The 24335-nt window shown below is 40.3% G+C and carries 16 protein-coding genes and 2 pseudogenes; 6 read left to right on the top strand and 12 right to left on the bottom strand.

Features of this window, described 5'->3' with window-relative positions:
* Nucleotides 1-259: 259 nt before the first annotated feature.
* The 3 genes from V7K41_RS30680 to V7K41_RS30690 all read left to right on the top strand — a co-directional run bounded on the left by V7K41_RS30680 (nucleotide 260) and on the right by V7K41_RS30690 (nucleotide 3564).
* A complete protein-coding gene (locus V7K41_RS30680) occupies nucleotides 260-1477 on the top strand; it encodes a lipid-A-disaccharide synthase-related protein (RefSeq protein WP_334854284.1) in 1218 nt (405 codons plus the stop codon).
* 64 nt (nucleotides 1478-1541) lie between these two features.
* Nucleotides 1542-1775 carry a hypothetical protein gene (locus V7K41_RS30685; RefSeq protein WP_334854285.1) on the top strand — a complete coding sequence of 78 codons (234 nt, stop codon included), beginning with the start codon at nucleotides 1542-1544 and terminating at the stop codon, nucleotides 1773-1775.
* Nucleotides 1776-1827: 52 nt separating this feature from the next.
* The gene (locus tag V7K41_RS30690) at nucleotides 1828-3564 is read left to right on the top strand and encodes an ABC transporter ATP-binding protein (RefSeq protein ID WP_334854286.1); all 1737 of its coding nucleotides are present in this window, start codon (nucleotides 1828-1830) and stop codon (nucleotides 3562-3564) included.
* Nucleotides 3565-3756: 192 nt separating this feature from the next.
* On the opposite strand, the pseudogene V7K41_RS33065 reads toward V7K41_RS30690, so the two are convergent.
* A pseudogene (locus V7K41_RS33065) lies at nucleotides 3757-4275 on the bottom strand (nucleoside transporter C-terminal domain-containing protein); the annotation flags it as partial.
* 160 nt (nucleotides 4276-4435) lie between these two features.
* Between V7K41_RS33065 and V7K41_RS30705 the strand changes: the two are divergent.
* Nucleotides 4436-9928 carry a trifunctional serine/threonine-protein kinase/ATP-binding protein/sensor histidine kinase gene (locus V7K41_RS30705; RefSeq protein WP_334854287.1) on the top strand — a complete coding sequence of 1831 codons (5493 nt, stop codon included), beginning with the start codon at nucleotides 4436-4438 and terminating at the stop codon, nucleotides 9926-9928.
* A gap of 2 nt (nucleotides 9929-9930) precedes the next feature.
* Here the strand turns inward: V7K41_RS30705 and V7K41_RS30710 are convergent, their stop codons facing one another.
* The 4 genes and pseudogenes from V7K41_RS30710 to V7K41_RS30725 form a co-directional block, all read right to left on the bottom strand.
* Complete coding sequence (locus tag V7K41_RS30710; RefSeq protein ID WP_334854288.1) at nucleotides 9931-10785, bottom strand: hypothetical protein; 855 nt, start codon at nucleotides 10783-10785, stop codon at nucleotides 9931-9933.
* 133 nt (nucleotides 10786-10918) lie between these two features.
* A complete protein-coding gene (locus V7K41_RS30715; RefSeq protein WP_334854289.1) occupies nucleotides 10919-13186 on the bottom strand; it encodes a caspase, EACC1-associated type in 2268 nt (755 codons plus the stop codon).
* Nucleotides 13187-13245: 59 nt separating this feature from the next.
* On the bottom strand, nucleotides 13246-13626 hold the full coding sequence (locus tag V7K41_RS30720; RefSeq protein WP_334854290.1) for a hypothetical protein: 381 nt from the start codon (nucleotides 13624-13626) through the stop codon (nucleotides 13246-13248).
* A gap of 462 nt (nucleotides 13627-14088) precedes the next feature.
* Nucleotides 14089-14734: pseudogene (locus V7K41_RS30725) on the bottom strand (amidohydrolase family protein); the annotation flags it as partial.
* Nucleotides 14735-14815: 81 nt separating this feature from the next.
* Here V7K41_RS30725 and V7K41_RS30730 point away from each other — a divergent pair.
* Entirely contained in the window at nucleotides 14816-15595 is a 780-nt protein-coding gene (locus V7K41_RS30730; protein WP_334854291.1) for a cysteine hydrolase family protein, read from the top strand.
* 116 nt (nucleotides 15596-15711) lie between these two features.
* On the top strand, nucleotides 15712-16167 hold the full coding sequence (locus tag V7K41_RS30735) for a cupin domain-containing protein (RefSeq protein WP_334854292.1): 456 nt from the start codon (nucleotides 15712-15714) through the stop codon (nucleotides 16165-16167).
* 326 nt (nucleotides 16168-16493) lie between these two features.
* Here V7K41_RS30735 and V7K41_RS30740 read toward each other — a convergent pair whose 3' ends face one another.
* The 7 genes from V7K41_RS30740 to V7K41_RS30770 all read right to left on the bottom strand — a co-directional run bounded on the left by V7K41_RS30740 (nucleotide 16494) and on the right by V7K41_RS30770 (nucleotide 24231).
* Nucleotides 16494-17609 carry a 2-aminoethylphosphonate aminotransferase gene (locus V7K41_RS30740; protein WP_334854293.1) on the bottom strand — a complete coding sequence of 372 codons (1116 nt, stop codon included), beginning with the start codon at nucleotides 17607-17609 and terminating at the stop codon, nucleotides 16494-16496.
* A 126-nt stretch (nucleotides 17610-17735) separates the two neighbouring features.
* On the bottom strand, nucleotides 17736-18917 hold the full coding sequence (gene aepY, locus V7K41_RS30745) for a phosphonopyruvate decarboxylase (protein WP_334854294.1): 1182 nt from the start codon (nucleotides 18915-18917) through the stop codon (nucleotides 17736-17738).
* Between the two features lie 40 nt (nucleotides 18918-18957).
* Nucleotides 18958-19185, bottom strand: coding sequence for a hypothetical protein (locus tag V7K41_RS30750; RefSeq protein ID WP_334854295.1), 228 nt, complete (start codon nucleotides 19183-19185; stop codon nucleotides 18958-18960).
* A 94-nt stretch (nucleotides 19186-19279) separates the two neighbouring features.
* The gene (locus V7K41_RS30755; RefSeq protein WP_334854296.1) at nucleotides 19280-19957 is read right to left on the bottom strand and encodes an FCD domain-containing protein; all 678 of its coding nucleotides are present in this window, start codon (nucleotides 19955-19957) and stop codon (nucleotides 19280-19282) included.
* Nucleotides 19958-20194: 237 nt separating this feature from the next.
* Complete coding sequence (aepX, locus tag V7K41_RS30760; protein ID WP_334854297.1) at nucleotides 20195-21850, bottom strand: phosphoenolpyruvate mutase; 1656 nt, start codon at nucleotides 21848-21850, stop codon at nucleotides 20195-20197.
* 330 nt (nucleotides 21851-22180) lie between these two features.
* Nucleotides 22181-22936, bottom strand: coding sequence for a phosphocholine cytidylyltransferase family protein (locus tag V7K41_RS30765; protein WP_334854298.1), 756 nt, complete (start codon nucleotides 22934-22936; stop codon nucleotides 22181-22183).
* A 581-nt stretch (nucleotides 22937-23517) separates the two neighbouring features.
* Nucleotides 23518-24231, bottom strand: a complete 714-nt coding sequence (locus V7K41_RS30770; RefSeq protein ID WP_334854299.1) for a 2OG-Fe(II) oxygenase — start codon at nucleotides 24229-24231, stop codon at nucleotides 23518-23520.
* Nucleotides 24232-24335: the final 104 nt, after the last annotated feature.

The raw sequence follows: 24335 nt of genomic DNA on the forward strand, positions 1-24335 counted from the left end.
CATATTGGAATTGAACTCAGATCAATGTACCCATAGCGCTTGCACTCCTAATACTGTATTCTCTGATAGATTAGCGTTTGCAAAAACAGGGATTAGCAGTAATTCCATTCCGGTTTATACCTGAAAAAGTAACTTTGTAGATTTGTCTATAAAATTACAAACTCTCAAGAGTAAAAATACTATCAATCTCTTAGCCTACTCACCCAATGTAGGTTAAAAATCTCACCAAACAAGCATTTTAGACCTATCCAAACCCAAGATGCCTTCTAAGCGAATCTTGTTTATCAGTAACGGCCACGGAGAGGACAACCACACCTCTCATGTTATCCAGACTCTGCGCCAATTGTGTCCTTCTATTGAGATGGCGGCAATGCCGATTGTGGGAGAAGGAAAAGCTTACCGTAGCTTGGACATTCCCATTATTGGGCCCACACAAACAATGCCCTCCGGGGGATTCTTTTACATGAAGCGCCTCTATTTGCTCAAAGATTTTCAATCGGGATTGATTGGGTTAACGTGGCGACAATTACAAGCAGTGTTGCAGTATGCTCCCAACTGCGATTTAATTATGTCTACTGGGGATTTTGTCTCCCAGACATTTGCTTACTTAACAAAGCGTCCCTTCGTTTCGTTTATCTCTTGTCTTTCTGCCCTTTATGAAGGGCGATTGCGTCTCAATCCACTGCTGTGGCACGACCTTAATTCTTCTCAATGTCTGGCAGTTTTTACCAGAGATTCCTATACGGCTTGGGATCTCCAACGACAAGGTATAGCTAAGGCTCAGTTTGGTGGGATTCCGGCTTTAGATCGCCTTGTCCCCACTGGCAAAGACTTGTACCTGAAACCGGATATTCCTGCGATCGCACTTTTACCAGGATCGCGGATGCCGGAAGCCGCACGAAATTTCTGTTTGCAGTTGCAACTGGTGGTAGAAATCGCCAAAGTGATGCCTGAGTCAGGATTCCAGTTTCGTGCCGCCTTAGTACCAAATTTGATGGAGCAATTAGACGACATTGCTAAAAGTCAAGGTTGGCAATTGAATCAAGGCATACTCACCTATTCTCCTCCAGGAACTTCTGCTGAGGAATCGCCGCTTGTGGAAGTGAGATGTTACTCAGATGCCTTCAGTGATATCTTGTATTACTCTACCCTCGTCATTGGCATGGCAGGGTTGGCAGTGGATTTAGCTGTAGCGATCGGGAAACCTATCATCATGATTCCCGGAGAGGGCCCTCAATATACCTATCAATTTGCAGAAGCGCAAACACGGCTGTTGGGCAGAAATGCCCAAACCATCGGCACTAAGCCAGCAACCCCTGAGATTCTCAAGCAAGCAGCTAAACGAGTAGTTGAAACTTTAGAAGATTCAGACTACCTCGCTAAGTGCAAAGAAAATGGCCCTGAGCGATTTGGGCCACCCGGCGCATCTGAGAGAATTGCTCGCTTTCTACTAAACTCTCTAGGAGAAACTGAGTAGAAATTGCGTCAGAATTCAGGAGTCAGCACGGTTGGGTAACATGGTGTGGTAGGCTAACGCCGTAATGCACTTTAATTCTAAATTCTCAATTCTGACCCCTGAATTCTTACTTAACTGCCAATACGCTTGGTTAAAGCTAAAAACTAAAACTGGTGTAGGTGTAGGTTGGGGAGCCACTGCGTTGGACGGGTTTCCCGGCTTGAAGCAAGTGGCGTTTGAGGAACGAAACCCAACACCAACATTATCAAAGCTTTGTTGGGTTGAGCGTAAGCGTTACCCAACCTACTATTCTTTTTAACCCAACTTCCTCCTGCCTCCTGCCTGACTTGATAACACTACAGAATTGAACTATGAAAGTCCGCTCTAGTTACTGGCAACTGTTGCCTTATCTGTGGCCCCAATGGCCGCTGTTAATTCGGGGATTAGCTTGTATCTTAGGATTTGTGTTATTCACCCTAGCAGTGCCCTATTTAGCAGGTCAGGTCTCTTTTTATCTTGGCCAGGGAAATGTTAACCAGATTGCCTACTGGCTCGGACTAGCCACTTTAGTATTTTTGGTTCGAGGGCTTTGTCAATACGGGCAGAATGTCTTTATGATTGCTGCTACTCTGAACATGGTTTTAAACTTGCGTAAGCGCGTTTATGCTCACCTGCACAAACTCGGATTAGATTACTTTGAAACCACACAGACGGGAGACCTGACTTATCGCCTGACCGAAGATATCGATCGCGTGGGCGAGATTGTGGATAAGTTATCCCATCAGTTTCTTTCCAATTTATTGCAGTTAATTGCAATTCCCATTTATATGCTCTACCTGAATTGGCCGCTCACTCTTGCAGGTTTGATTTTGGCTCCTTTAATGGCTTGGTTGATCGGGCAATTTGGTCAGCGATTACTCGTGCTATCTCGCCAGAGCCAAAATCAGGTTTCCAATTTGTCGGCGATGCTAACTGAAGTATTTAGCGGGATTCGCGTTGTTCAGGCTTTTGCAGCCCAAGAATATGAAGTGAAGCGATTCAATCAAGAAGCAGAAATCAATCGCCAAGCTAAGTATCGCGCTCTACAACTCAAATCCATTCAGTTTCCCGTTGTCGGTTTTTTGGAAGCAGTTAGTATTATACTGCTGTTTTTATTAGGAGGATGGCAGATTTCTCAGGGGCAACTGACCACTCAAGGGTTTATCAGTTTCTTAGCTGCTGTGGCTCTACTAATTCAGCCAATCGACATGATGATTAGCAATTACAACGAGTACAAACAGACCGAAGCTTCTGTTGAACGCATCTTTGAACTGATGGCGAAGGAACCTAGCATCAGCGAAAAATCGAATGCTCAGGCAATGCCACGAGTTATGGGCAAGGTAGAGTATCGTCATGTCGATTTCGCCTACAATCCCAGCCAGCCAGTTCTTAAGGATCTCTGCCTGAACGCTTCTCCTGGTGATGTCATTGCCTTGGTTGGTTCTTCTGGAGCAGGCAAATCAACGTTAATTAATCTTTTACTTCGTTTTTATGACCCTCAGAGGGGTCAAATTCTGGTTGATGATATTGATATCCGTGATGTCACACTCACCAGCCTGCGCCATCAAATTGGCATTGTTCCCCAAGATGTTACTCTTTTTTCGGGAACGATCGCTGAAAATATCGGTTACGGTCAGGAAGAATTAAATTTAGCAGCGATTCAGTCAGCAGCAAAGATTGCCAACGCTCACTCCTTTATCACCCAGTTTTCCCAGGGTTATCAGACCTGGGTGGGAGAGCGTGGAGTTAACTTATCGGGAGGACAACGCCAAAGATTAGCGATCGCCAGAGCAGTTGCTAACGATCCTCGAATTCTCATCTTGGATGAGGCTACCTCTGCCCTAGATTCTGAATCAGAAGCACTAGTTCAAGAAGCACTGGAACGAGTGATGCAAAACCGTACCGTGTTTATTATCGCCCATCGCTTGAGCAGCGTTCGTCGGGCTGACTGCATTCTCGTAATAGAACAAGGACAGGTGGTTGAAGCTGGTACTCACACCTCCCTCCTGTCTCAGGAAGGACGGTATGCCCGTTTTTACGCCCAACAGTTCTACTCTACAGATGAGTAATATCATGTTCGGTAAAAGACTTATCATTAAGAGCGCAGTTCTTGCTGGGAGCTCTTAGCTGGGGGAAAGAGGGTTTTAAGATTTTTGCATAGATGCCTGGAATAATAACTAATCAAGCGGACATGATATAAGGCATTGCCAAATTATTGTCGGTTCGCTCATTTTATAAAATCTATTTTAGAGAATTCTTTTTCAAATCAACACCCTAGCAATACAAGCGGTGATAAAACCCGCTAACAATCCGCCAATCATTGACCTTACACCCATACGAGCTAAGTCATGCTGGCGATTAGGTGCTATGCCAGTAATGTTGCCAATGGTAATGCCAATTGAACCTATAGCAATCCGATTTGATTCCTGAATTACTCGTAGAGGCTGGGGACTGGGGACTGGGGACTGGGGACTGGGAAGAAGGAATAAAGGTGTACTGAGTTTTTTTCACGCAATCAAATATGAGTCCTATATATTTGCAAAGTTACATAATGCATAAGTTGTAATAATTACTGCACGTTGGGAGATTTTACCACTCTCAATTAGTGCCTTTAAATCCAAAAAAGCAATAAACTCATTCAAAATTGTTTTTGTACCCAATAAAGCCCCAACTTGCCGACAATCAGCCCAAGGTACGCCCATTAGCCACGCCACGGGAGCCATGAGAAAAGACAAAATCCACTGCAATGAGAGTTGCTGTAAGCCCACAAATGACCCCAACTATCCCAAAAGTGCATTCAGGGCAGCCAATAAGAATTTAGCGATCGCACATTCATATCTTGTTACAAATATAGTCTTCCCAAATCTTAAGCACATTTGTATTAATAGAAACAATCAATATAAACAGGAAAAAAATTAACCTTGGAGGGAAAAGAGAATTATGGTGGCACTGACCGGTTATCAAATACATGAGCTAATTTATTCGGGATCTAAAACCCTAGTACATCGCGCTATTAGAGAATCGGATAAAAAGCCGGTAGTAATTAAACTGTTACGGCGTGAGTATCCCACATTTTATGAACTCGTGCGGTTCCGCAATCAGTACACCATTGCGAAAAATCTAGATATTGATGGAATTATCAGAACTTATAGCCTGGAGAACTATCAAAACAGCTATGCCTTAGTTATGGAAGACTTGGGTGGCATTTCTCTCCAAGAAGAGATGGCCAGGTGGGGAGATAAGGGGATGGGCAGAACTGCTGATGGGTTGCAGACATTTTTTGACATTGCTTTGCAAATTGTCTCAATTCTTGATGGACTATATCACAATCGGGTGATTCACAAAGACATCAAACCTGCCAATATTTTGATTAACCCCACCACCAAAGATATAAGACTGATTGATTTTAGTATTGCCTCTTTACTTTCCAGAGAAACGCAAACTCTGACTAATCCAAATATTCTGGAAGGGACGTTAGCATACCTTTCTCCCGAACAAACCGGACGAATGAATCGGGGAATTGACTACCGCAGCGACTTTTATTCCTTGGGTGTCACTTTTTTTGAACTCCTCACCGGAGAGTTACCTTTCAAATCTGATGAACCGATGGAGTTGGTGTATTGTCATTTGGCAAAGCTTTCTCCACAGGTAGATAGTCTCAATCCCAACATTCCCCCAATTCTGTCTGAAATTATCAGCAAACTGATGGCAAAAAACGCCGAAGATAGGTATCAGAGTGCATTGGGGTTGAAGTATGACTTAGAAATTTGCTGGCGTCAGTGGCGAGAAACTGGCAGCATTGATGTCTTTGAGTTAGGAGTGCGAGATATTTGCGATCGCTTTATCATCCCAGAAAAACTCTATGGTCGGCAAGCAGAAGTAGAAAGCTTACTCGCAGCATTTGATAGAGTAGCTAACCCCCCTGAATCTCCCCTTGGTAAGGGGGGACTAAGGGGGGTAGAAATGATTTTAGTAGCAGGTTTCTCTGGTATTGGTAAAACTGCCGTTGTTAATGAAGTCCATAAACCCATTGTGCGACAACGGGGTTATTTTATCAAAGGCAAATATGACCAATTCCAACGCAACATTCCCTTGGGAGCTTTTGTACAAGCATTTCGAGATTTAATGGGGCAATTACTTAGTGAAACCGATACTCAACTCGAACAATGGAAAGCCGCAATTCTCACAGCTTTGGGTGAGAATGCTCAAGTAATTATCGAAGTTATTCCCGAACTAGAAAAAATTATTGGGCAACAACCGCCAGTATCTGAACTTTCAGGGATTGCTGGACAAAACCGTTTCAATTTACTGTTTCAGAAATTTATCCAAGTTTTTACAACTAAAGAGCATCCTTTAGTGATGTTTCTCGATGATTTACAATGGGCAGATTCAGCATCATTGAAGTTGATGCAATTGCTGATGAATGAAGCTGAAATTCATTATATGTTGGTTATTGGTACTTATCGCGATAATGAAGTTTATCCAGGACATCCGTTAATATTGACATTAGAAGAAATTTATAAAAACCAAGCATTTATTAATACCATTACTTTAGCTAATCTCAATCATGCAGACTTAAATCATCTAATCGCTGATACTCTTAAATGTAACTTACCAATTGTCCAAAATCTCACAGATTTAATCTATCAGAAAACTCAAGGAAATCCCTTATTCGCCAATCAATTCCTTAAATCACTGCACGAAAAGAAGTTAATTAACTATAACTTTGATATGGGTCATTGGCAATGTGATATTGCTCAGATTAGAGCATTAGCATTTACTGATGATTTGGTAGAGTTTATGGTACTTCAGTTGCAGAAGTTACCAGAAGCAACTCAAAAAGCTTTGCAGCTTGCAGCTTCTATTGATAATCAATTTGACTTAGCAACTCTGGCAATTGTCCATGAAAAATCTCTAGCGGAGACAGCAGCAGACTTATGGAAAGCTTTGCAAGAAGGTTTGGTTATACCTAGAACTGAAGTTTACAAGTTTTATCAACAGGAGTCAGGGGAATCTGTGATTGCTTCTGATTCCTGGATGCTGGATTCCGGTTCCTGTTCCTACAAGTTTTTGCACGATCGCGTTCAGCAAGCTGCTTATTCTTTAATTTCTGAAGATCAAAAACAGACAATACACCTCAAAATTGGGCGATTAATTTTGAGGAATATTTCCCTTGAGCAGCGCGAAGAACATCTCTTTAAATTAGTCAATCACTTAAATTTGGGAGTTGAACTAGTTACTCAGCCAGAGGAACGAGAAGAACTGGCAAAATTAAACCTAGCTGCAAGTCATAAAGCGAAGATTTCGACTGCTTATGAAGTTGCTATAGAGTACACAAATTTTGGAATTCAGTTACTCACAGAAGATTGTTGGCAGTGTCAGTATGAGTTGGCTTTGGCACTGTACTCAACATCTGCCGAGCTAGCTCATCTTAACGGTGCTTTTGAACAGATGGAGCAATCAGTACAAGTAATATTAGAAAATGGCAAAACACTGCTCGATCGAGTCAAAGCTTACGAAGTCAAAATCTTATCTCAAGTAGCACAAAATAGAATGTGGGAGGCGATAAAAACGGGACTCAAAGTTCTCAAATTATTGGAGATAGAACTACCCGAACAGCCAAGACCAGAAGATATTTCCCGTGGACTACAGGAGACACAATTAGCTTTAGAGGGTAAATCCATTGAAGACTTACTAGAGTTAAAAATAATGACTGAGCGAGATAAGTTAGCAGCTATGAATATCTTGACAAATATAGCTGCTGCTGCTTATTTAGTTATCCCAGAACTCTATCCTTTAATATTATTTAAACAAGTTATTTTATCCCTTAAGTATGGAAATACTGCTAATTCTCTCTATGGTTATTCATGTTATGGATTGATTTTGTATACTTTTATTGGAGATGTTGAATCTGGTTATCAATTCGGTCAACTGACTCTCAGGTTATTAGATAAATTGAATGTTAAAGAACTCATAGCTAAGACATATTCGGTTGTTTATGGCTCTTTGAATTCTTGGAAGAATCACATTAGAGAACTTTTGCATCCTATCCAATCAGGCTATTCTAGCGGGCTAGAAACAGGAGATTTAGAATTTGCTGGTTACTGTGCATTTATTTATTCCTTGAATTCATATTTAGCTGGTAAAGAATTATCTTCTGTAGTACAGATAATAGCAAATTATAGTCAAGGACTCGCGCAGCTTCGTCAAGAACCATCGCTACTTAGAAATGAACTGTATCGACAAGTAGTCCTTAACTTACTTTCAAAAAATGAAAATCCTTGCCGTATAATCGGTGATGCTTACAATGAAGAAACCATGTTACCGCTTCATTACCAAAGTCACGATCAAAGCATGATTTGTTCATTGTATTTTAATAAATTGGTTCTCTATTATTTATTTGGTGAGTATACTCATGCGATTAAAAGTGCTGAAATAGCACTGAATTATTTAGATAGTCTGATTGGAAGTATTATTGTTCCTCTATTTCATTTTTATGATTCTCTGAGCCAATTAGCCGTATATTATGATGCTGCTGAAGACGAGCAAGCATTCATTTTGAAAAGGGTTATAGCCAACCAGGAAAAAATGCAGAACTGGGCGCATCATGCACCAATGAATCATTTACATAAGTTTTATTTGGTGGAGGCTGAACGCGATCGCATATTGGGTGAATATATTCAAGCAATGGAAATGTACGATCGCGCCATTCAGGGAGCCAAAGAAAATGAATATATCCAAGAAGAAGCTCTAGCTAACGAACTCGCCGCCAAATTTTATTTGGGATGGGGTAAAGAGCAAATCGCCCAAACCTATCTAACAAACGCTTACTACTGCTATGTTCGTTGGGGTGCTAAAGCCAAAGTTTATGATTTAGAAAAACGTTATCCTCAATTACTCGCCCCAATTCTCCAATGGGAAACAAGTCGCGTCAATCCCACAGAAATAGCATCTACTCTCCATAAAATGCCTCTGTCTAGTTTTAATCCTGGTATGACAATTTCATCCAGTAGCAGCAGCATTTCAGAAGCTTTAGATTTAGCAAGTGTTCTCAAAGCCTCTCAAGCACTGTCTAGCGAAATTCATTTAGAGAAGTTGCTCTCTACATTAATGCAAGTGGTGATGGAGAATACCGGAGCGAAAAAATCTGCTTTAATTTTACTCAAGGATAATATTTGGGCGATCGAAGCGATGTCTACGACGGGCTACGCCTACGCAACATTTGATAAAGTACCAACTATTCTGCAATCTATTCCCATTGAGTTTAGCCAAGATATTCCTCTAACTCCAATTAACTATGTAAAACGCACTTTAGAAACATTGGTACTTGATGATGCGACTGTGAAAAATTCCTTCACCTCCGACTCCTACATTATCCAACAAAAACCCAAGAGTTTATTATGTACCCCCATTCTCCATCAAGGGAAGTTAATCGGCATCCTTTACTTAGAAAATAATCTCATTGCCGGAGTATTTACCCATGATAGACTGCAAGTAATAAACCTATTATGTTCGCAAGCTGCTATATCTTTAGAAAATGCTTCTCTTTATCAGCGATCGCAAGAGAATGCCCAACAATTAGAACACTCACTTACAGATTTAAAGCAGATGCAACTACAACTGGTGCAAAGTGAGAAAATGTCAGCATTAGGTAATTTAGTTGCAGGTGTAGCTCACGAAATCAACAATCCTGTAGGCTTTATTGCAGGTAATATCCAACCTGCTGTTGATTTAGTTGAAGATTTGTTTCACCTCATCGAGCTTTATCAGGAAAAGTTTCCAAATCCAGGTGTAGAAATTGAAGAAGAAATTGCCGAAATTGACCTAGAATATATCCGAGAAGATTTGCCAAAAATGATTTCTTCGATGAAATTAGGTATTGACCGAATTCGGAGTATTAGCAACAGTTTGCGAACCTTTTCCAGGGCAGATACAGAAAACAAAGTTGCTTTTAATATTCACGATGGTATCGACAGTGCAATTTTGATTCTGAAGCATCGCTTAAAAGCATCAGAACTACATCCAGAGATTAAAGTTGTGAAAAAATATGGGGATATATCTTTACTCCAATGTTTTCCTGGGCAACTAAATCAAGTATTTATGAATTTATTGGCAAATGCTATTGATGCTTTAGAGGAGTCTAATATTGGACGTAATTTTCATGACATTAATAATAAAATTGAGATTAAAACTTGTTTTAGTGAAGACAAACATCATGTTTTAATTTATATTCAAGATAATGGTATGGGAATGTCTGATGAAGTAAAACAAAAGATTTTTGACCATTTATTTACAACTAAATCTGTAGGTAAAGGTACAGGATTAGGATTAGCGATCGCCCGACAAATTATTGTCGAAAAACATGGCGGCACTCTAAAGGTTAATTCTGTACAGGGAGAGGGTACAGAATTTGTGATTCAAATTCCAATTTAAAATTACCCCTCCTGGCGCGGGTAGCCAAAGCTAAGATGGCTGCCAATGAGTGTGTAGAAGTCATTTGGCGCGTGTGCAGCACCCCCTGCACAACCCGGAACCTTGCACTTATCGCTAACAGTTTGGGCGACTTTGTAAAGCTTGGTGGTGTGTGGTGTCATGTCCCATCCTTCGCCACCATAGCTTGTGGTTTTTTCAATATTATGCAAAACGATCGCTTCCAACCGCCAACCATTAATTTTGCACTCGCCCAAGCGATAAATTTTAGACAATGTTGGATCTGATAAAGCTATACGTAACTCCCTTTCGATTTGTATGAAGTCAGGCTTTTCTGGCTGCATCTGCAAATAAGCAAGCAATTGGGCGGCTGATGTGCCAGTTCTAAAAAACACCGATGCATAACCGTCTCCTCCAGAAATGACTCTCCAATCAACTAAGGTAAGTTCTGGTGACTGCGCCAGCGCCACAATCAGTGAGGTGTCAGTTTGGTTATCTGTGCCAGTTATCCCACCATAACCACACTCGATGCCAAAATTGCGATCGCAAACACCAATGATTTGCCAGACATAGTGTGCAACACTAACTATAGGTTCATCTCTTTGTATACCCGACACTACTTCAGCATAGTTGCTCTGGTCAACATACAAATCGTAAGAACCTGAAGTATTGGAGTTTCCACATGGCGCATTGATTAATTTACCAACAAAGTGGCAGTGTTCAAAGCCAGACAGTGGATGCTGGCGTACCAAAGCCGCAAGGCGTTCAGCATCAGACGGAGCAAAAGTGGCACTGAAGTAGTAATGAGGGCCTTGGCCACACTCTTTGATTTCCCAGAACCAATCTTGAAATGTACTCACTATGTAAAGATACACACAACGACATAACGACCAAGATAACTGGTGGCAGATAATATTGAATACCCAGAATATAACTTCTAGGCGATCGGGTTCAGTTTCTCCATCTTGGCTCTACAAGCAGCACATCTCAGAATTACTCTCCTAATATCTGCTTTCTTAAAAACTCACTTTTTTCTTGAGATAAACGATAAATTGTAGGTTCTGCTTTTCCAATTATATGGCCTTGTACATAGCTAATACCTAATTTTTTTAATTGATTTAGTCTAACGGGTGAATTTTCATCTAATCCTTCAACAATTATACTTGCTGGGTTTAATGGATTCGTTGTTGCAACTATTTGTTGAACAAACTGAATAATAACATTAACTGGTTCGTGATAAAGAATTTCACGGTCAATTTTTACATAAGGTGGATTAAGTCCTGCTAATCGAGAGACTGACGCATAACCAACTCCAAAATCATCAATCCCAAATTTAATTTTTAACTCCTGAGCATATTTAGACAATCTAATTTTAAATGTATCTAAAGGAGATTGAAGCTTCACTCCATCCTGATAAATTGGCAGATCAGATTTTTCGGAAATTTCTAAAATTAGTTTTTTTGCTGTAAAATGATTGCTTGTTCCTTCTTTAACAATCTCACGAACCGTCTCAAAATAGGCGGTTCGCATCAAAGACTCTGGATACACATTAACTGATAGAGGAAGTATTTCATGAGACCTACTTTGTTTTGCTTTAATCAATGCTTGTCTATAGTTATCTACTGCAAGATTGAGAAGAAATTGATCTAATTCAATTGTAAATTTACGTCCCCATAACTCAGCAGCATAGAATAGATCAACAGGAGCTATCAAGCTATCTGGATCACGAGCAAGAGCTTCCCAACCACTAATTGAAAATGTATCTAAATCAAGAATAGGTTCAAAATATATAATAATTTTAGCTAGACGCTCACAAAAAAGATTAAACCTTTTCTCATAAAAAGAAAAAGGTACAAAACCATAATTCTTTTTCAAATTGTCAAGAATTGTTGCCTCAACTCTTGCAGGTTGGAGATATAAATCCTGGCTAGCCTCGTAGAAACTAGATATGATTGTACAGTATGCATCACTAAGTAAATAAGAATCTTTTAACAAACCACAAACTAATATAAACTCATTATCTAACGTATCTAAAGGTATCAATACAAAAGCTTTAGATGCTGATTCTTGCTCATCATAGTGAATCCTGTAAATTCCCTGATGATCTGAAGTAAAGATAGAATTAATTGGAATATTAGAAAGTATTTTGTTTTTGAGAATATTGGCATAAGCATCATCATCAATAATTTCACTGAAATTGCTTTGTGCCTTTATCTTCCAACTATTTTGATTTTCGACGCGATGCATTACAAACACTAAGTCTGCGTCTGAAGTTTGTCTAATAACTTCAAGAATAAAATTTTTAACTGTAGCTGCTCTATCTCCAGCGTTATTAGATAAAAATTTAACAGAATATTCTCCTAATCGTTCTACTAATCTGCTAATAAAGGATTCAAAAGGTTGTAATAAGCTTGGGATAGGATTATAGTACCTAGTATTACTTAACTTTTTAGAATATTCTAATTTAATTTCTCCGATGTTAATCTTGGTCTGAATCGTTTCTAAAACTGGAATGGGCATAGATTTTGCTTTCGCTAATATGATTTCAAAGCCCTTATCTCTTAGGACAATGATTTTAGGAGTCATACTAGGAAGCACTTCTTGGATTTTGCTAGTAGCATACTCATGAAGCTCTAATATTGATACTTGTCCATCTTTATTAAGATCGCCTGCTCCTGTTTCGATGCCTTCTACTAAATAACGAGTATAGACAGATAGTTCTGAACCTTGTTGTTCAAAAGAATACTCAGTAGAACTTGAGGATGTCAGAACTACTCGTCCTTCTGAACCTAGTTGTCCTTGTAAATCAACGGAATCGTCATTTTTAGCAGATAGAATTGGATCGAATGCTCCACTAAAACAGCAGTCGAGTATGATTACCTGCCGCTTCGCACGGCTACGTTTCATTACTTCATGAATAAAGTTTGCAGGGACAGCAGTTGACCGTACTAATTCTCCCTTTGAGTTTTTCTTTGTTGCGCGAGTTGCAAAGTATAAATTACCAGTGTCATCCTTAATACCATGCCCAGAAAAATAGAAAAGTATTAAATCTTCTTTAGTTCGCTCTGAGAAAAGTGCTTCAATTTCGTACTGCATTGTTTGGGGATCAGGATTTTTTAAACTGTTTAGCTCGTTAAAATCTCCCATGTCAGGGTCTTGTAAAACCCGACGCAATGCTTCAATATCTTTCACAGCTGCTGGAAGAGGGCTTAACCCAGATTCGTATTCATCTACTCCAATTAGCAATGCTATTTTTGCCATTTTAATAACTTTATATTGCGGTAAAAAAATCAAAATTCTTCGCTATTTCCATAGTACTTTTATTTATCTGCTATAAATTCCTGAGCAGCTTTAATAGCAAGTTCTAATTCTTCTCGACTAGAAGCAGATACTTTCAATTTTCTACCATTTGCCTCTACCTCTAGCTGAATAGACTTTCCGCCAAGACGATCGCCCAAAAACCTGAATAATTTCTTTGTACTCTCTACATTGAATTCTGCTGTTAACATTCCTATTAAAAAACCACCTAAAGCTTTATTGCCTTCTGGAGGATTGGGATCGTATACACGAGCAACATTTTCTATTTCATCCATCTCTTTCAGTTCAGATATAAACCATTGAACCTGCTCATCTTGCTCTCTAGGTTCTAAATTTAGATCGGTGAAATTGAACGTGAGTCTTACATTAGATTTATTCGCCATTCTTTGTTGCCTTATGCAGTTCATCTATACGGGATATCTACGTAATTGCTTTTTTATAGCAGATTATAACTCATTAATATTACTTAATAAAATAGGGTATCAAAAACTATGCAATTTAATTTTAGCTTGGATAAACCCGGATTTATCACTTGTAAGAAAAAATTATTTACATAACCTGGATGACAGATAATTTTTTTGATACATCACCCACTTTGATTCAGAAACAGAATTAAATTACGTACAAAGTCCATATCGATAGACAGATAAAGTACGATTTATTTTTACATAGGTAAATGCTAATGCTGTAGAAATAAAATTAAGCAGGTCAAATTAGGCTTGAAAAAAGTCAAATAAATTCATATATAAGTAGTTAAAAAGTTACGCCACAGCTACGCCCGTTATAGACATCGCTCAAATACCCAATTATTTTAAAAGCACAGCCATATAAAAGGCACATAACGCATCAAATAAAGCATCAGTACACAATTGTATCCCCGTTGGTGCAACTAAAATATTTACACCCTCATCTGGACGATAAAATTGTCGTACCGCCTCTTCGATAATTTCCAATGTTGCCGCAGTTGAACGAAAAGAAGGTTCATGATTTTGGACTGATTCCCCAGATGGGATACCTGCGCTGAGGGATTCATCTTGAATTAAGGGGGCAATAAAGGCGCGAATTCCCACTTCTGTGTAAGCGCGAGTTGCAATGGCGATCGCTTTTAACTCAAGTCTGGGGATTAACACCAGACAATCTACCACACTCGTTCCGCTGGCAAGTAAAGTTTCCACCGCAGTACCCAAAGCACTGAGATAAACCTGTTCGGGATCGAAGGGAGCAAAATCATACAGTTTTGCCAACCATAATTCTAAAGGTAACGTTGACATGATTCCTCGCTGCCACATCTCTGATGAGTGGGTGTGGGCGTTGAAAAAGCCAGGTAGCAATAGCTTATTTTTGCCATCTATGGCAGGGCGGCAATAGCAGCGATGCCTTCTCTACGAGAGGCTTCGCGAACGCTAACGCACCATCTACAATCTGTACATCTACCGTTGCATAATCATCACCAACGGCAATCAAAACATTCTGGATGGTGAAATCTAGCATATTTAACCTTGATTAAGTAATTGTATTCTCAACTGAATTTCAAGTTACAAAATAGAAAATGGTGTTGGGTATTGCGATTTTATGAATTTACCATTACGGACATTGGGAGTTGCACCAAATGCGTGGACAGTGAATGATGCGATCGCAGATATCACTCGTCCTCAAAAGACCCCACAACCCGTTATTTTATCAACAGAAACTAAAACCCTGCGCCTAGACTTAGCAAAAACTGCTATCCTCGTCATTGATATGCAAAACGACTTCTGTCACCCTGATGGCTGGTTAGCGCATATCGGTGTGGATGTAACTCCGGCGCGTCAGCCCATTGAACCTTTGAACAACTTACTTCCCGAACTGCGTGAAGTTGGTGTTCCAGTCATTTGGGTAAATTGGGGGAATCGTCCCGACTTGCTCAATATTAGTGCTAGTTCGCGCCATGTCTATAATCCCACAGGAGAAGGTGTGGGATTGGGCGATCCACTACCAAGCAATGGTGCTAGAGTACTCATGGCAGGTAGTTGGGCCGCGGCAGTAGTAGACGAACTAGAACAAATTCCCGAAGATATTCGTGTGGATAAATACCGCATGAGTGGGTTTTGGGATACTCCATTAGATAGTATCTTGCGGAATTTGGGAAGGACAACATTATTTTTTGCTGGTGTTAATGCCGATCAATGTGTGCTAGCTACCTTATGTGATGCCAATTTCTTAGGATATGACTGCGTGTTGGTTAAAGATTGCGCCGCTACCACTTCTCCTGAATATTGTTGGCAGGCGACATTGTATAATGTCAAACAATGCTTCGGTTTTGTCACTAACTCGCAAGGAATTTTAACAGCGCTGCAAAATGGTGAGAAGTGAGGAGTTAAAAATAATTAGTGATTTTGTGATTTAGAGATACAACTAACAATTCAATATTCAGGACTCGGATTTTAGGAATTTTCATACCTATCGATAACTTCAGAGGGGATAAATAAATGTACACTACTCGTTGTGTAATTCCGGTTATCAAATCTAGCAAAGATTACCAAGTATATCGTATCAGTCCCGACGCCTCTAATCGATTAGCAATTATCTTTGATTCGACAAATGCTAATACTTCTTTGACTTGCTGCATAGAAATTTTTGATGTTGGTGGACAAACACCCCCAAATCGCCATCAGTGGGCGGTGGAAATGTTTTTCGTCCTCAAAGGGGAAGCGATCGCTATATGTGACGGTAAGAGTGCCACAATCAAAGCTGGAGATAGTTTATTAGTGCCTCCCACTGGTACTCATTTGATTAAAAATACTGGTTCCACTCGCTTGTACACGTTAACTGTGATGATTCCCAATGAAGACTTTTCGGAACTAATTCGCAGTGGGATTCCGACGGAGTTAGATGAAGAAGATATGGCAGTACTAGGGAGATTTGATGCTTTAATGCCCTGTTAAAATAATTCGTAATATCGTTCATGTCCGCATAATTTAGTTATGCTGACCACACCACAGTCATTAGACTCCACCCCTTAATCCGCTCCCCGCTTTTCGGGCTACGGTGTACACACAAGTCGAATTACCCCCCTTAATACCCCCGTTTATTGGGGGGAAATAGGAAATTTAGTTCCCTCCCCTTTCTAAGGGGAGGGTTAGGGTGGGGTAAAACCTTGGATAATCAGCTATTTCAGACTTGTGTGTACACCGTAGGCTTTTCGGGAGGGGAGACAAAGCGTAGCTTTGGCGGGGTGGGGTTCTTCAGAAGTAATCAAGCAGACACGATATTACAAATTACGAATTATTTGTTTAACAACGCCAACAAAGCGTTCCATGTCGGCTTGGGTAATAGCTCCCATTGTCGAGACTCGGAAAATAGATTGAGCTAAATTTCCCTGTCCAGAATAAATTATATAGTCCCGTGCTTTCAGTTGGTCGTGAAATTCTTCATAGCTGAAACCGTCTGGCAAATAGTAGGCATTCAAGACAACGGATGAACTGCCAAGAGGAAGTAGGGGTTTAATTCCGATTGAGGCTAACCCGTCTCTAACTAAGCTAGCAAGTTGGTTGTAATGGCTGTGTCTAGCACGCCAACCTCCGGCTTCTGCCATTTCTTGCAAAGCTTCTGTTAGGGCATAAAATGTCTGTACTGATTGCGTAAAAGGTGTGCCACCTCGGTCTTGTTGCTGGCAATAGGTTGCTAAATCTAAATATAAGGTGCGGGGGATGGTGTCTATTGAGGGCAGTGCATCCCGTTGCAGGATGACAAAGGACACTCCGGGGACACCATGCAGACATTTATTCGCTGTCGCAGCGCAAGCGGTGATTCCCCAATCTGCAAAATTTAGTTCCTCAGCACCAAAGCTGCTAACTGCATCTACTAATAGTTTGATACTGCGTTCTTGGCAAATTGGCGCAAGTTCCGCTAAATTATTGAGCCGACCGGTAGTAGTTTCGTGATGGACGATCGCAAGGTGGGTGATGTCGGTGTTTTCATCCAGGAGTTTGATTAAAGTGTTGATATCTATTTCGGCATTCCAAGGATGGGAAAGTGTAATGTAATCAATGCCGTGGATTTTGGCGATTTTAGATAGTCGTTCGCCATATACACCGTTTTCAATTACTAGTAATTTCCCATCTGTGGGTACTAAACTGCTGATCATCGCTTCCATTGCTGCGGTTCCAGAACCAGTAAGGAGAACTGCTGCCCAGCGATGCCTACGGCGGGCTACGCCTACGCTTCCAAGACCATAAACTTGAAGTAATTGTTCGCGGATTCTGTTTTGAAGTTGGGAAAATTCCACCTCACGGTGACACAAATCGGGACGCAACAGGGCATTTCTGACGCGATCGCTCAAATTAACAGGGCCGGGATTTAGTAAAATCATTTTGTCATTTGTCATTTGTCATTTGTCATTGGTCATTGGTCATTTGTCATTTGTCATTGGTCATTTGTCATTGGTCATTGGTCATTTGTCATTTGTCATTAATAAATTAAGAGTTTCTGCTTTAAATTTATTAATTACGAATTACGAATTACCAATGTGTTTCATGAAGCGTTGCAAAACTTCTTCCGGGGTGAGGTTGGGTCGGGGTAGCTTTTCTAAAGTTCCGGGACGGATTTTCAGATGAGCGAATTTAGGTCTAGTGTCGCTATCTGCGGTAAATAAGGCATCTAAAAGGGCGGGGTCATCTCCGGCTAATGTAACGCCGTAACCGCACGCTTCGGCAATTTTAGCAAAGGAGATACCCGCAGAAACGGTGGCTTGTGCGCCTGTGGAATCGTGGACTTCATTATCTAAAAGAATATGGGTCAAGTTAGCACCGCCATAAGTGCCAATAGTCGCAAAATTACCCATTCGCATCAGTGCTGCGCCATCGCCATCAATTACTACTACCTTGAGGTCTGGACGTGCTAAAGATAGTCCCAATCCCATTGAGGAAGCGCAACCCATCGACCCAACCATATAAAGATGATTGGCGCTGTCTTTACTGGCGAAGAGTTCGCGTCCCGTGTATCCGGTGGTGGCAATTACTACAGTGTTTTCTGGATCGGTAAGTTCCACAATCCGAGCCAATGCTTCGCTGCGAGAAATGCGTTGTTCTTTGTTATCCCAAAAAAAGCTTTGCTGAATATGAGCGATCGCACTATTTTCTCGTTCGGGGATAGAAGAACGGGTGAGTGCATGGGGAGCGTTGGCGTAGCCCATCGAAGATATCGCTCCTTTACGCATAATTAAAGCATAAGGACAGCGTTCTTGTTGCATATAGGCTGTGGCTCTTTGTAGAACGGGTTCTATTTCTGCTGCGTCTGTGGGAAAAAATTCCCAAGGTATAGTCATTGTTTGCAGCAATTTATCTGTGATTTGCCCCATTAATTGATGTTGCGGTTCATCTTGCAATAGACGATCGCCTCTTAAAGTACAAATCAGCAGCAGTGGAATCCGAAAGATGTAAGTGAGGGAGGTTAGGGGGTTAACTGCATTACCCAAACCAGAGTTTTGCATCATTACTACAGCTGGTTTACCAGCAATTGCTGCTCCGGCTGCAATCGCCACAGCATCTCCCTCATTGGCTGCGGAGATATATCTAAGTTGAACGTCATTGATGACGTAGTTAATAAAAGGCGTGAGAAAAGAACAGGGTACGCCAGTGTACCACCCAAAGCCAAGATGACGCGCAGCTTCTACAAATTCTTCTGCCTGGATCATAATTAAAAATTTACAGTGATTTTCAGGTCAAAGCTCAATTTTATTTTTGTAACCTTTCCTTACTAAAAATCTCAAACCTTGTATGGCTGCTGGTGACAGGCTCGCTACTTTTGGGACTATTTTCATTAGAATCCTGATTGGCATTAATTCGCATCTGCAATATAGCGTTTCCTGTTGCACTTAAATAAAAAATAATTTGTAGAAATATTAAAAAGTTTTGAATTTTATTATTGTATTTTACTGATGTTTTTTGAGTTTGATTATTCATAATAACTCCGAGCTAATTCACCTTTTTACAATAATAAATGATTTAAGTTTCAAAAAGGTTTAAATGAGAATAAAATCTACTCAGAGCTAGGATTTTATTCTTTTTGAAGCAATTTTGTTGTAATTTGCTCAATATCATTAAGAGAATTATTTAAGTGTAAATCAATAGCGTTACTTAATCTTTCTTGGTTTAGATCAAGTATGGCTTGAAAAATTTCCAAATGAATTGCATTTTGTCCAATTTTTATATTAAATTTTAGTTGAGGAATCCAAATTTTGAAAAAATCCATATAATCTTGTCTATATCGTTCTACTAACCTTCTTGCATATTCATTAGGATGAGCATTCATAATACGCGTGTGAAGATACTCATCCAAAACAATCATTAATGAATTATCTTTTTCCTGATATGCTTTTTTATATAAATAAAAAACCTTTTTAAAACTAATTAAATCTTTTGCTTGTAACACTTTTAAAAAGTATTTTATAGCTTCTTTCTCATATTTAAATCTTACTTTTAAACGCTGCTCAAATTGTTTAATAGAGTACTGTGGAAAGTATTCTAGCAGAGGATTAGATAAACTTTTGGCAAATGCCTCTCGAAGAGCTTGATTAGGAGGAGTTTTTCCCGTTTCAATTGCTACTATAGTCCTTCGACAGATATAACACTTTTCAGCTAACTTATCTTGTGACCAAATTATATTATTTCGTGAGTTTTTCAATATGCGCCCATAGGCTAGCTTTGTTAGCTTATCTTGTATTAAACCACCCATAATTATCCTAGTTCGTTTAGAAGCTTAATTATTTTTTAGTCTATCAAATTCAAATAGTAAATTTACTGAATTGAGCATAAAATATGCTCACCGATGGACGAGCATTGGGCATGGGCACTAAAGAGGAATGATTATTATTTGAGCTTTAAATTCAAAATCTGAGCTTCAGAACTCGAAACTTCAATCTCACAATTCCCCATGCCCAATGCCCAATGCCCAATGTCCAATACCCCACTCCTATTGTTTTAATTGAAAAGCAAGGTCAAGGTCATCTAAAGAATTAACATCTAACCAGTTACCGCGAATATAAAGCACCTTGATCGGTTTGCCTTGCTCGATTAAATAATTGCATAATTCTGGCAAACCCAGACTGTTAAATTCTGGTCGTTTTTGCAATTCATTGAGTGCTTCACTCACCCACTGTCTACCTTGACTCCGCAACCGCAGCATCCCAATCCAGCGTCCGCTAGACTTTTCAAATTGCGTTTGTCTTGTTTTAGAAACGTTCAACAGGTTGACATCCTGTCCAAACAGAGAAAGATCGTCTGGAATTGAGCAATAGGCGTAGTCAGGCGAACCGCTAACAGACTTGCTGTTCGCCACAGAATCAACTACAGCCACAATTTCTCCGGGACATTCTAATAAATCTCGCAGGATATAGCTTCTAAATAGTAAATCGCCATAAAGCACCAGCATTTCTTCGCCAAAGCTGGCTTGAGCTACGGCTAAGGATGCTAATTCTCCCGTTGTTTCATAATCTGGGTTGCGGATAACTTTAGTCCCCGGAACATTGATAGTTTCTGCTTTGTAACCGGCGACAACGGTAATATCATTGATGGCAAGTTTCTTGAATTTGTCCACCAACAATCTGAGTAGGGGTTTACCTCCAAGGGGTAACATTACTTTTGGTTTATCTTGCGTCAATCCTGCTAATTCTTGGCCTCTGCTAGCAGCCAGAACGATCGCTTGAGTATGTTGTCGTCCGTTGTTAAAATAGCGTTTTTCAGCTTCTTGGAGTTCATCCGCCCCCTGTAGCCGGAAAATTTCTTTTACGGGAGCAATATCATCTTCAATGTTGATTAAAGTTTCGCTGGCTTGAACTTCACGAGCGATCGCTTGCATACTAGCAACAGCAGCTCGAATCAGATGGTTTGCCCAAATGACCAAATTAACTTCAGCTTTGCGAAAAACATCAGTAGGCGTGCTGTAATATTTAGTCGGTATAATCACTAGCGGGGAACGACCCGCCCATTCTTTAGCAAAGGCTAGCACTTGATCGGGGCGCGATGATTTACTGTGAACCAGAATGGCGTTTGCTCCGGCGGCGTGGTAAGCTTCAGCTCGGCGCATTGCTTCAGAGAGATCCCATCCGGCTATCAAAGCTTCGAGTCGGGCGACGATGCAAAAATCTGGGTCTGTCTGACTATCTTTACCTGCCTTAATTTTGCCGCAGAATTCATCAATATCAGCCAAAGCTTGGCGACTCCCGTTGATAAAGCTGTTGGTTTTGGGAAAAAGCTTATCTTCAATACAGACTCCAGCAATACCTCGCTGTTCTAACTTTTTGACCAGGCGACGCATATTATTAAAGTTGCCATAACCAGTATCCCCGTCTAATAAAATCGGGATGCTGGTGACATCAGACATAAACTCCAGCATTTCTACAACTTGAGTCCAACTGGCTTCATTATTATCTCGAACGCCATATTGAGCCGAAAGGGCTAGTCCACTCGCCCAAATTCCTTTAAATCCAGCCTCTTCCACAATCCGGGCGCTAATCCCATTGTGAGCTTCCATGATGAAGTCGAGTTGAGGCGATTCTAGTAGTACCCGGAATTGGGCACATTTATTTAATTTTGCAGCGGTATTAATGGGTGCAAATATTTGATGCATCTATTCTGCTTTTTTCAACCTATATAAAAATAAGAATTCAGAATTCAGAAGTCAGAATCAATTAGTTAGTAGAAGATTCAAATCTGCCACTATCTTGTTAAACACTAAATCGGATATTTAGTTGAGGTCTTAAATGCGTTAATTCATCCTGAATTCTGACTCCTGACTCCTGAATTCTTTCTTAAGATACAGCAGTTTGCAACAAGCGTGAGGTACAAAACCGAGGACTCAAAAATTAAATTATTCTTCTCCCTCCAGCATAGCTGCCTCCTGCCTCCTGCCTCAAAACTAGTGACTTTGTACTTCATCCAAACGAAAACTGCTGTATTTTCAAACATTTTCTGCGACTTCTATCTGAGGTAAAATATCGTTTTGGGCACGTTGAATATCTTGGGGAAAATCGATTTCGAGCCAAGGTAATCCAGTGATGTTTTCGTAGCCAAATGTTTCTGGAGTTTCTAAAAGCAGATCCCGAATTACTTCTTCATAAGGTTCATTATCGCGTCCGTCTGCAACATACTGTTCTGTGCGAGTAGCAAGACGGTGAGCAACAGGACTTCCAAAGCGAAAGAATCCCACCGACTCACCGACAAAATCGTAAGATAAACCAGGAGCTACTTGTTTGCGAAACTCTACTAGATAATTATCTCTGACACAAAGCTTCACGGGTTCGTCCCCAGGTTCAAAATCACGATCTAGTAAGAAGCAGTTGGCGATATTTGTGTTCACCAGTCGTTCGATGATGCGGCGATCGCACAATACATCTGCATCCATTAATAATATGTCATCGCCAGCAACTAAATGCTGACGTACAGTCCAAAGGCTGATCGTACTGCCTTTAGTGTAGTCAGGATTATAAACTGTACTGACCCAATTTTCCGCTCCTAATGCTTTGATTTCATCCTGAATTCTTTGTGCTTGATAACCCACAGCAATCACTACTCGATCAATTTGGTAATGACGGAGATAGTTAAAATGGCGCTCTAATAAAGATTTACCGTTAAATTTCAGTAAGCATTTGGGTTGGATTTGCCCATCTTTACCTAAGCGTCGTCCAACGCCAGCAGCTAAGATAATTGCCTTCATCGTCAAGTCACCAACAGTAGCTCAGATACCAAAAAATCTGGAAATTTTCCCAGTATTTTATAATGACTGTTTTTTGCTCAAGACAATATTTGTTAATTAATTCTTAACACAGCGAACAAGGCAGTGTACCAATAAAAAATTTTTCACCGCCATACATGAAAAAGGAACTAGGGACTAGGGACGAGTATTTTTACTCAGCACTGGCTTAACCTTAGCTATCCGCTAAGGGACTTCCAAATAAAAAAATATTCCAAAACTGACGCAAAAATCCTCTTAATCTCTCCTCTCTCTGTGTTCTCTGCGTCTCTGTGGTTCGTTTTTTGGGATAATTTATTTCTTGGAAATCCCTAACAGCACTTTATCAAACAAGAAGAGATGCAATATGGTGGTGCTAAGTACAGTTTTGCGTAAAAACGTAGCGCTTTTAATGTAGCCGACGCATTGGCATTGTAGGGGGACGCATTAACAATGCAAGGGGAAACATTAGCATTGTAGGGAGATACATTAACAATGCAAGGGGAAACATTGGCATTGCAAGATATTGCCAAATTTAATTCGCTACGAATTAATGAAATGCTGTACTAAGAGCGAAACACTTGGCGAAAACCAAAATAGGCGATCGCATCTTTCATATTCGAGATAAAACGTTTTAGCATACCCATGCGAGTGTCGGTGACGTACTCCAAAGTTAAGACAATGCGCTGTTCATTTTCACCCAAAGGAGTAACTCTGTGGTAAAGTTTGTCACCATTGAATAAGACTAGAGTACCAGGGGTTAAAGAGAGCGATCGCGTTTGAGTTTCCCGTTCAGGAATATCCTTGTAGAGTTGATATTCCAGCTTACTGGAGGAGTCGTCAACCAAACCAAGCAACACTGTATAACGTTTCCCGTGATAATAAGAGGTATCATAATGATACTGGATGTGATCTCCAGGCTCAGTATAGTAGTACAGCGCGTAAGTATGGGGATCGGTATCAGGACAGGGAAGGAGTTTTTCTGCCGTAATTTTGTTCAGGAACTCGAAAAAGGTATTGAGTTGATAAAACTCTCCGAAAATCGGAGCAAGGCTGTCTAAGCTATAGCGGCTGATACTACCGCCTTTTTTATGATTGGGAATATAGTTGCGGTTGATAGCAGGTTGCAAAGACGGCAACAGCGCCAAGAAATGCTCGATGATGGAGTTAGGGAGAAAGTTCTCAAGCACCAACAATTCATTCTGAGTTTGAAACTCAGCTTGAAGTTTCTGGTAATCAACAGCTGCGATCGCTTTATCAATTTCAGTTTGAAGCTCCATTGATAATTAGATAAGTAGGTGGTTATAATTAAATATAAGATAGAGAAGGTCTAAAAAACAGGTTCTACGAGATGTCTGCTCCATTGCGAGTTAAATTAACAGAT

Source organism: Nostoc sp. (assembly GCF_036917415.1).
In the GTDB taxonomy this organism is placed as follows: Bacteria; Cyanobacteriota; Cyanobacteriia; order Cyanobacteriales; family Nostocaceae; genus Nostoc.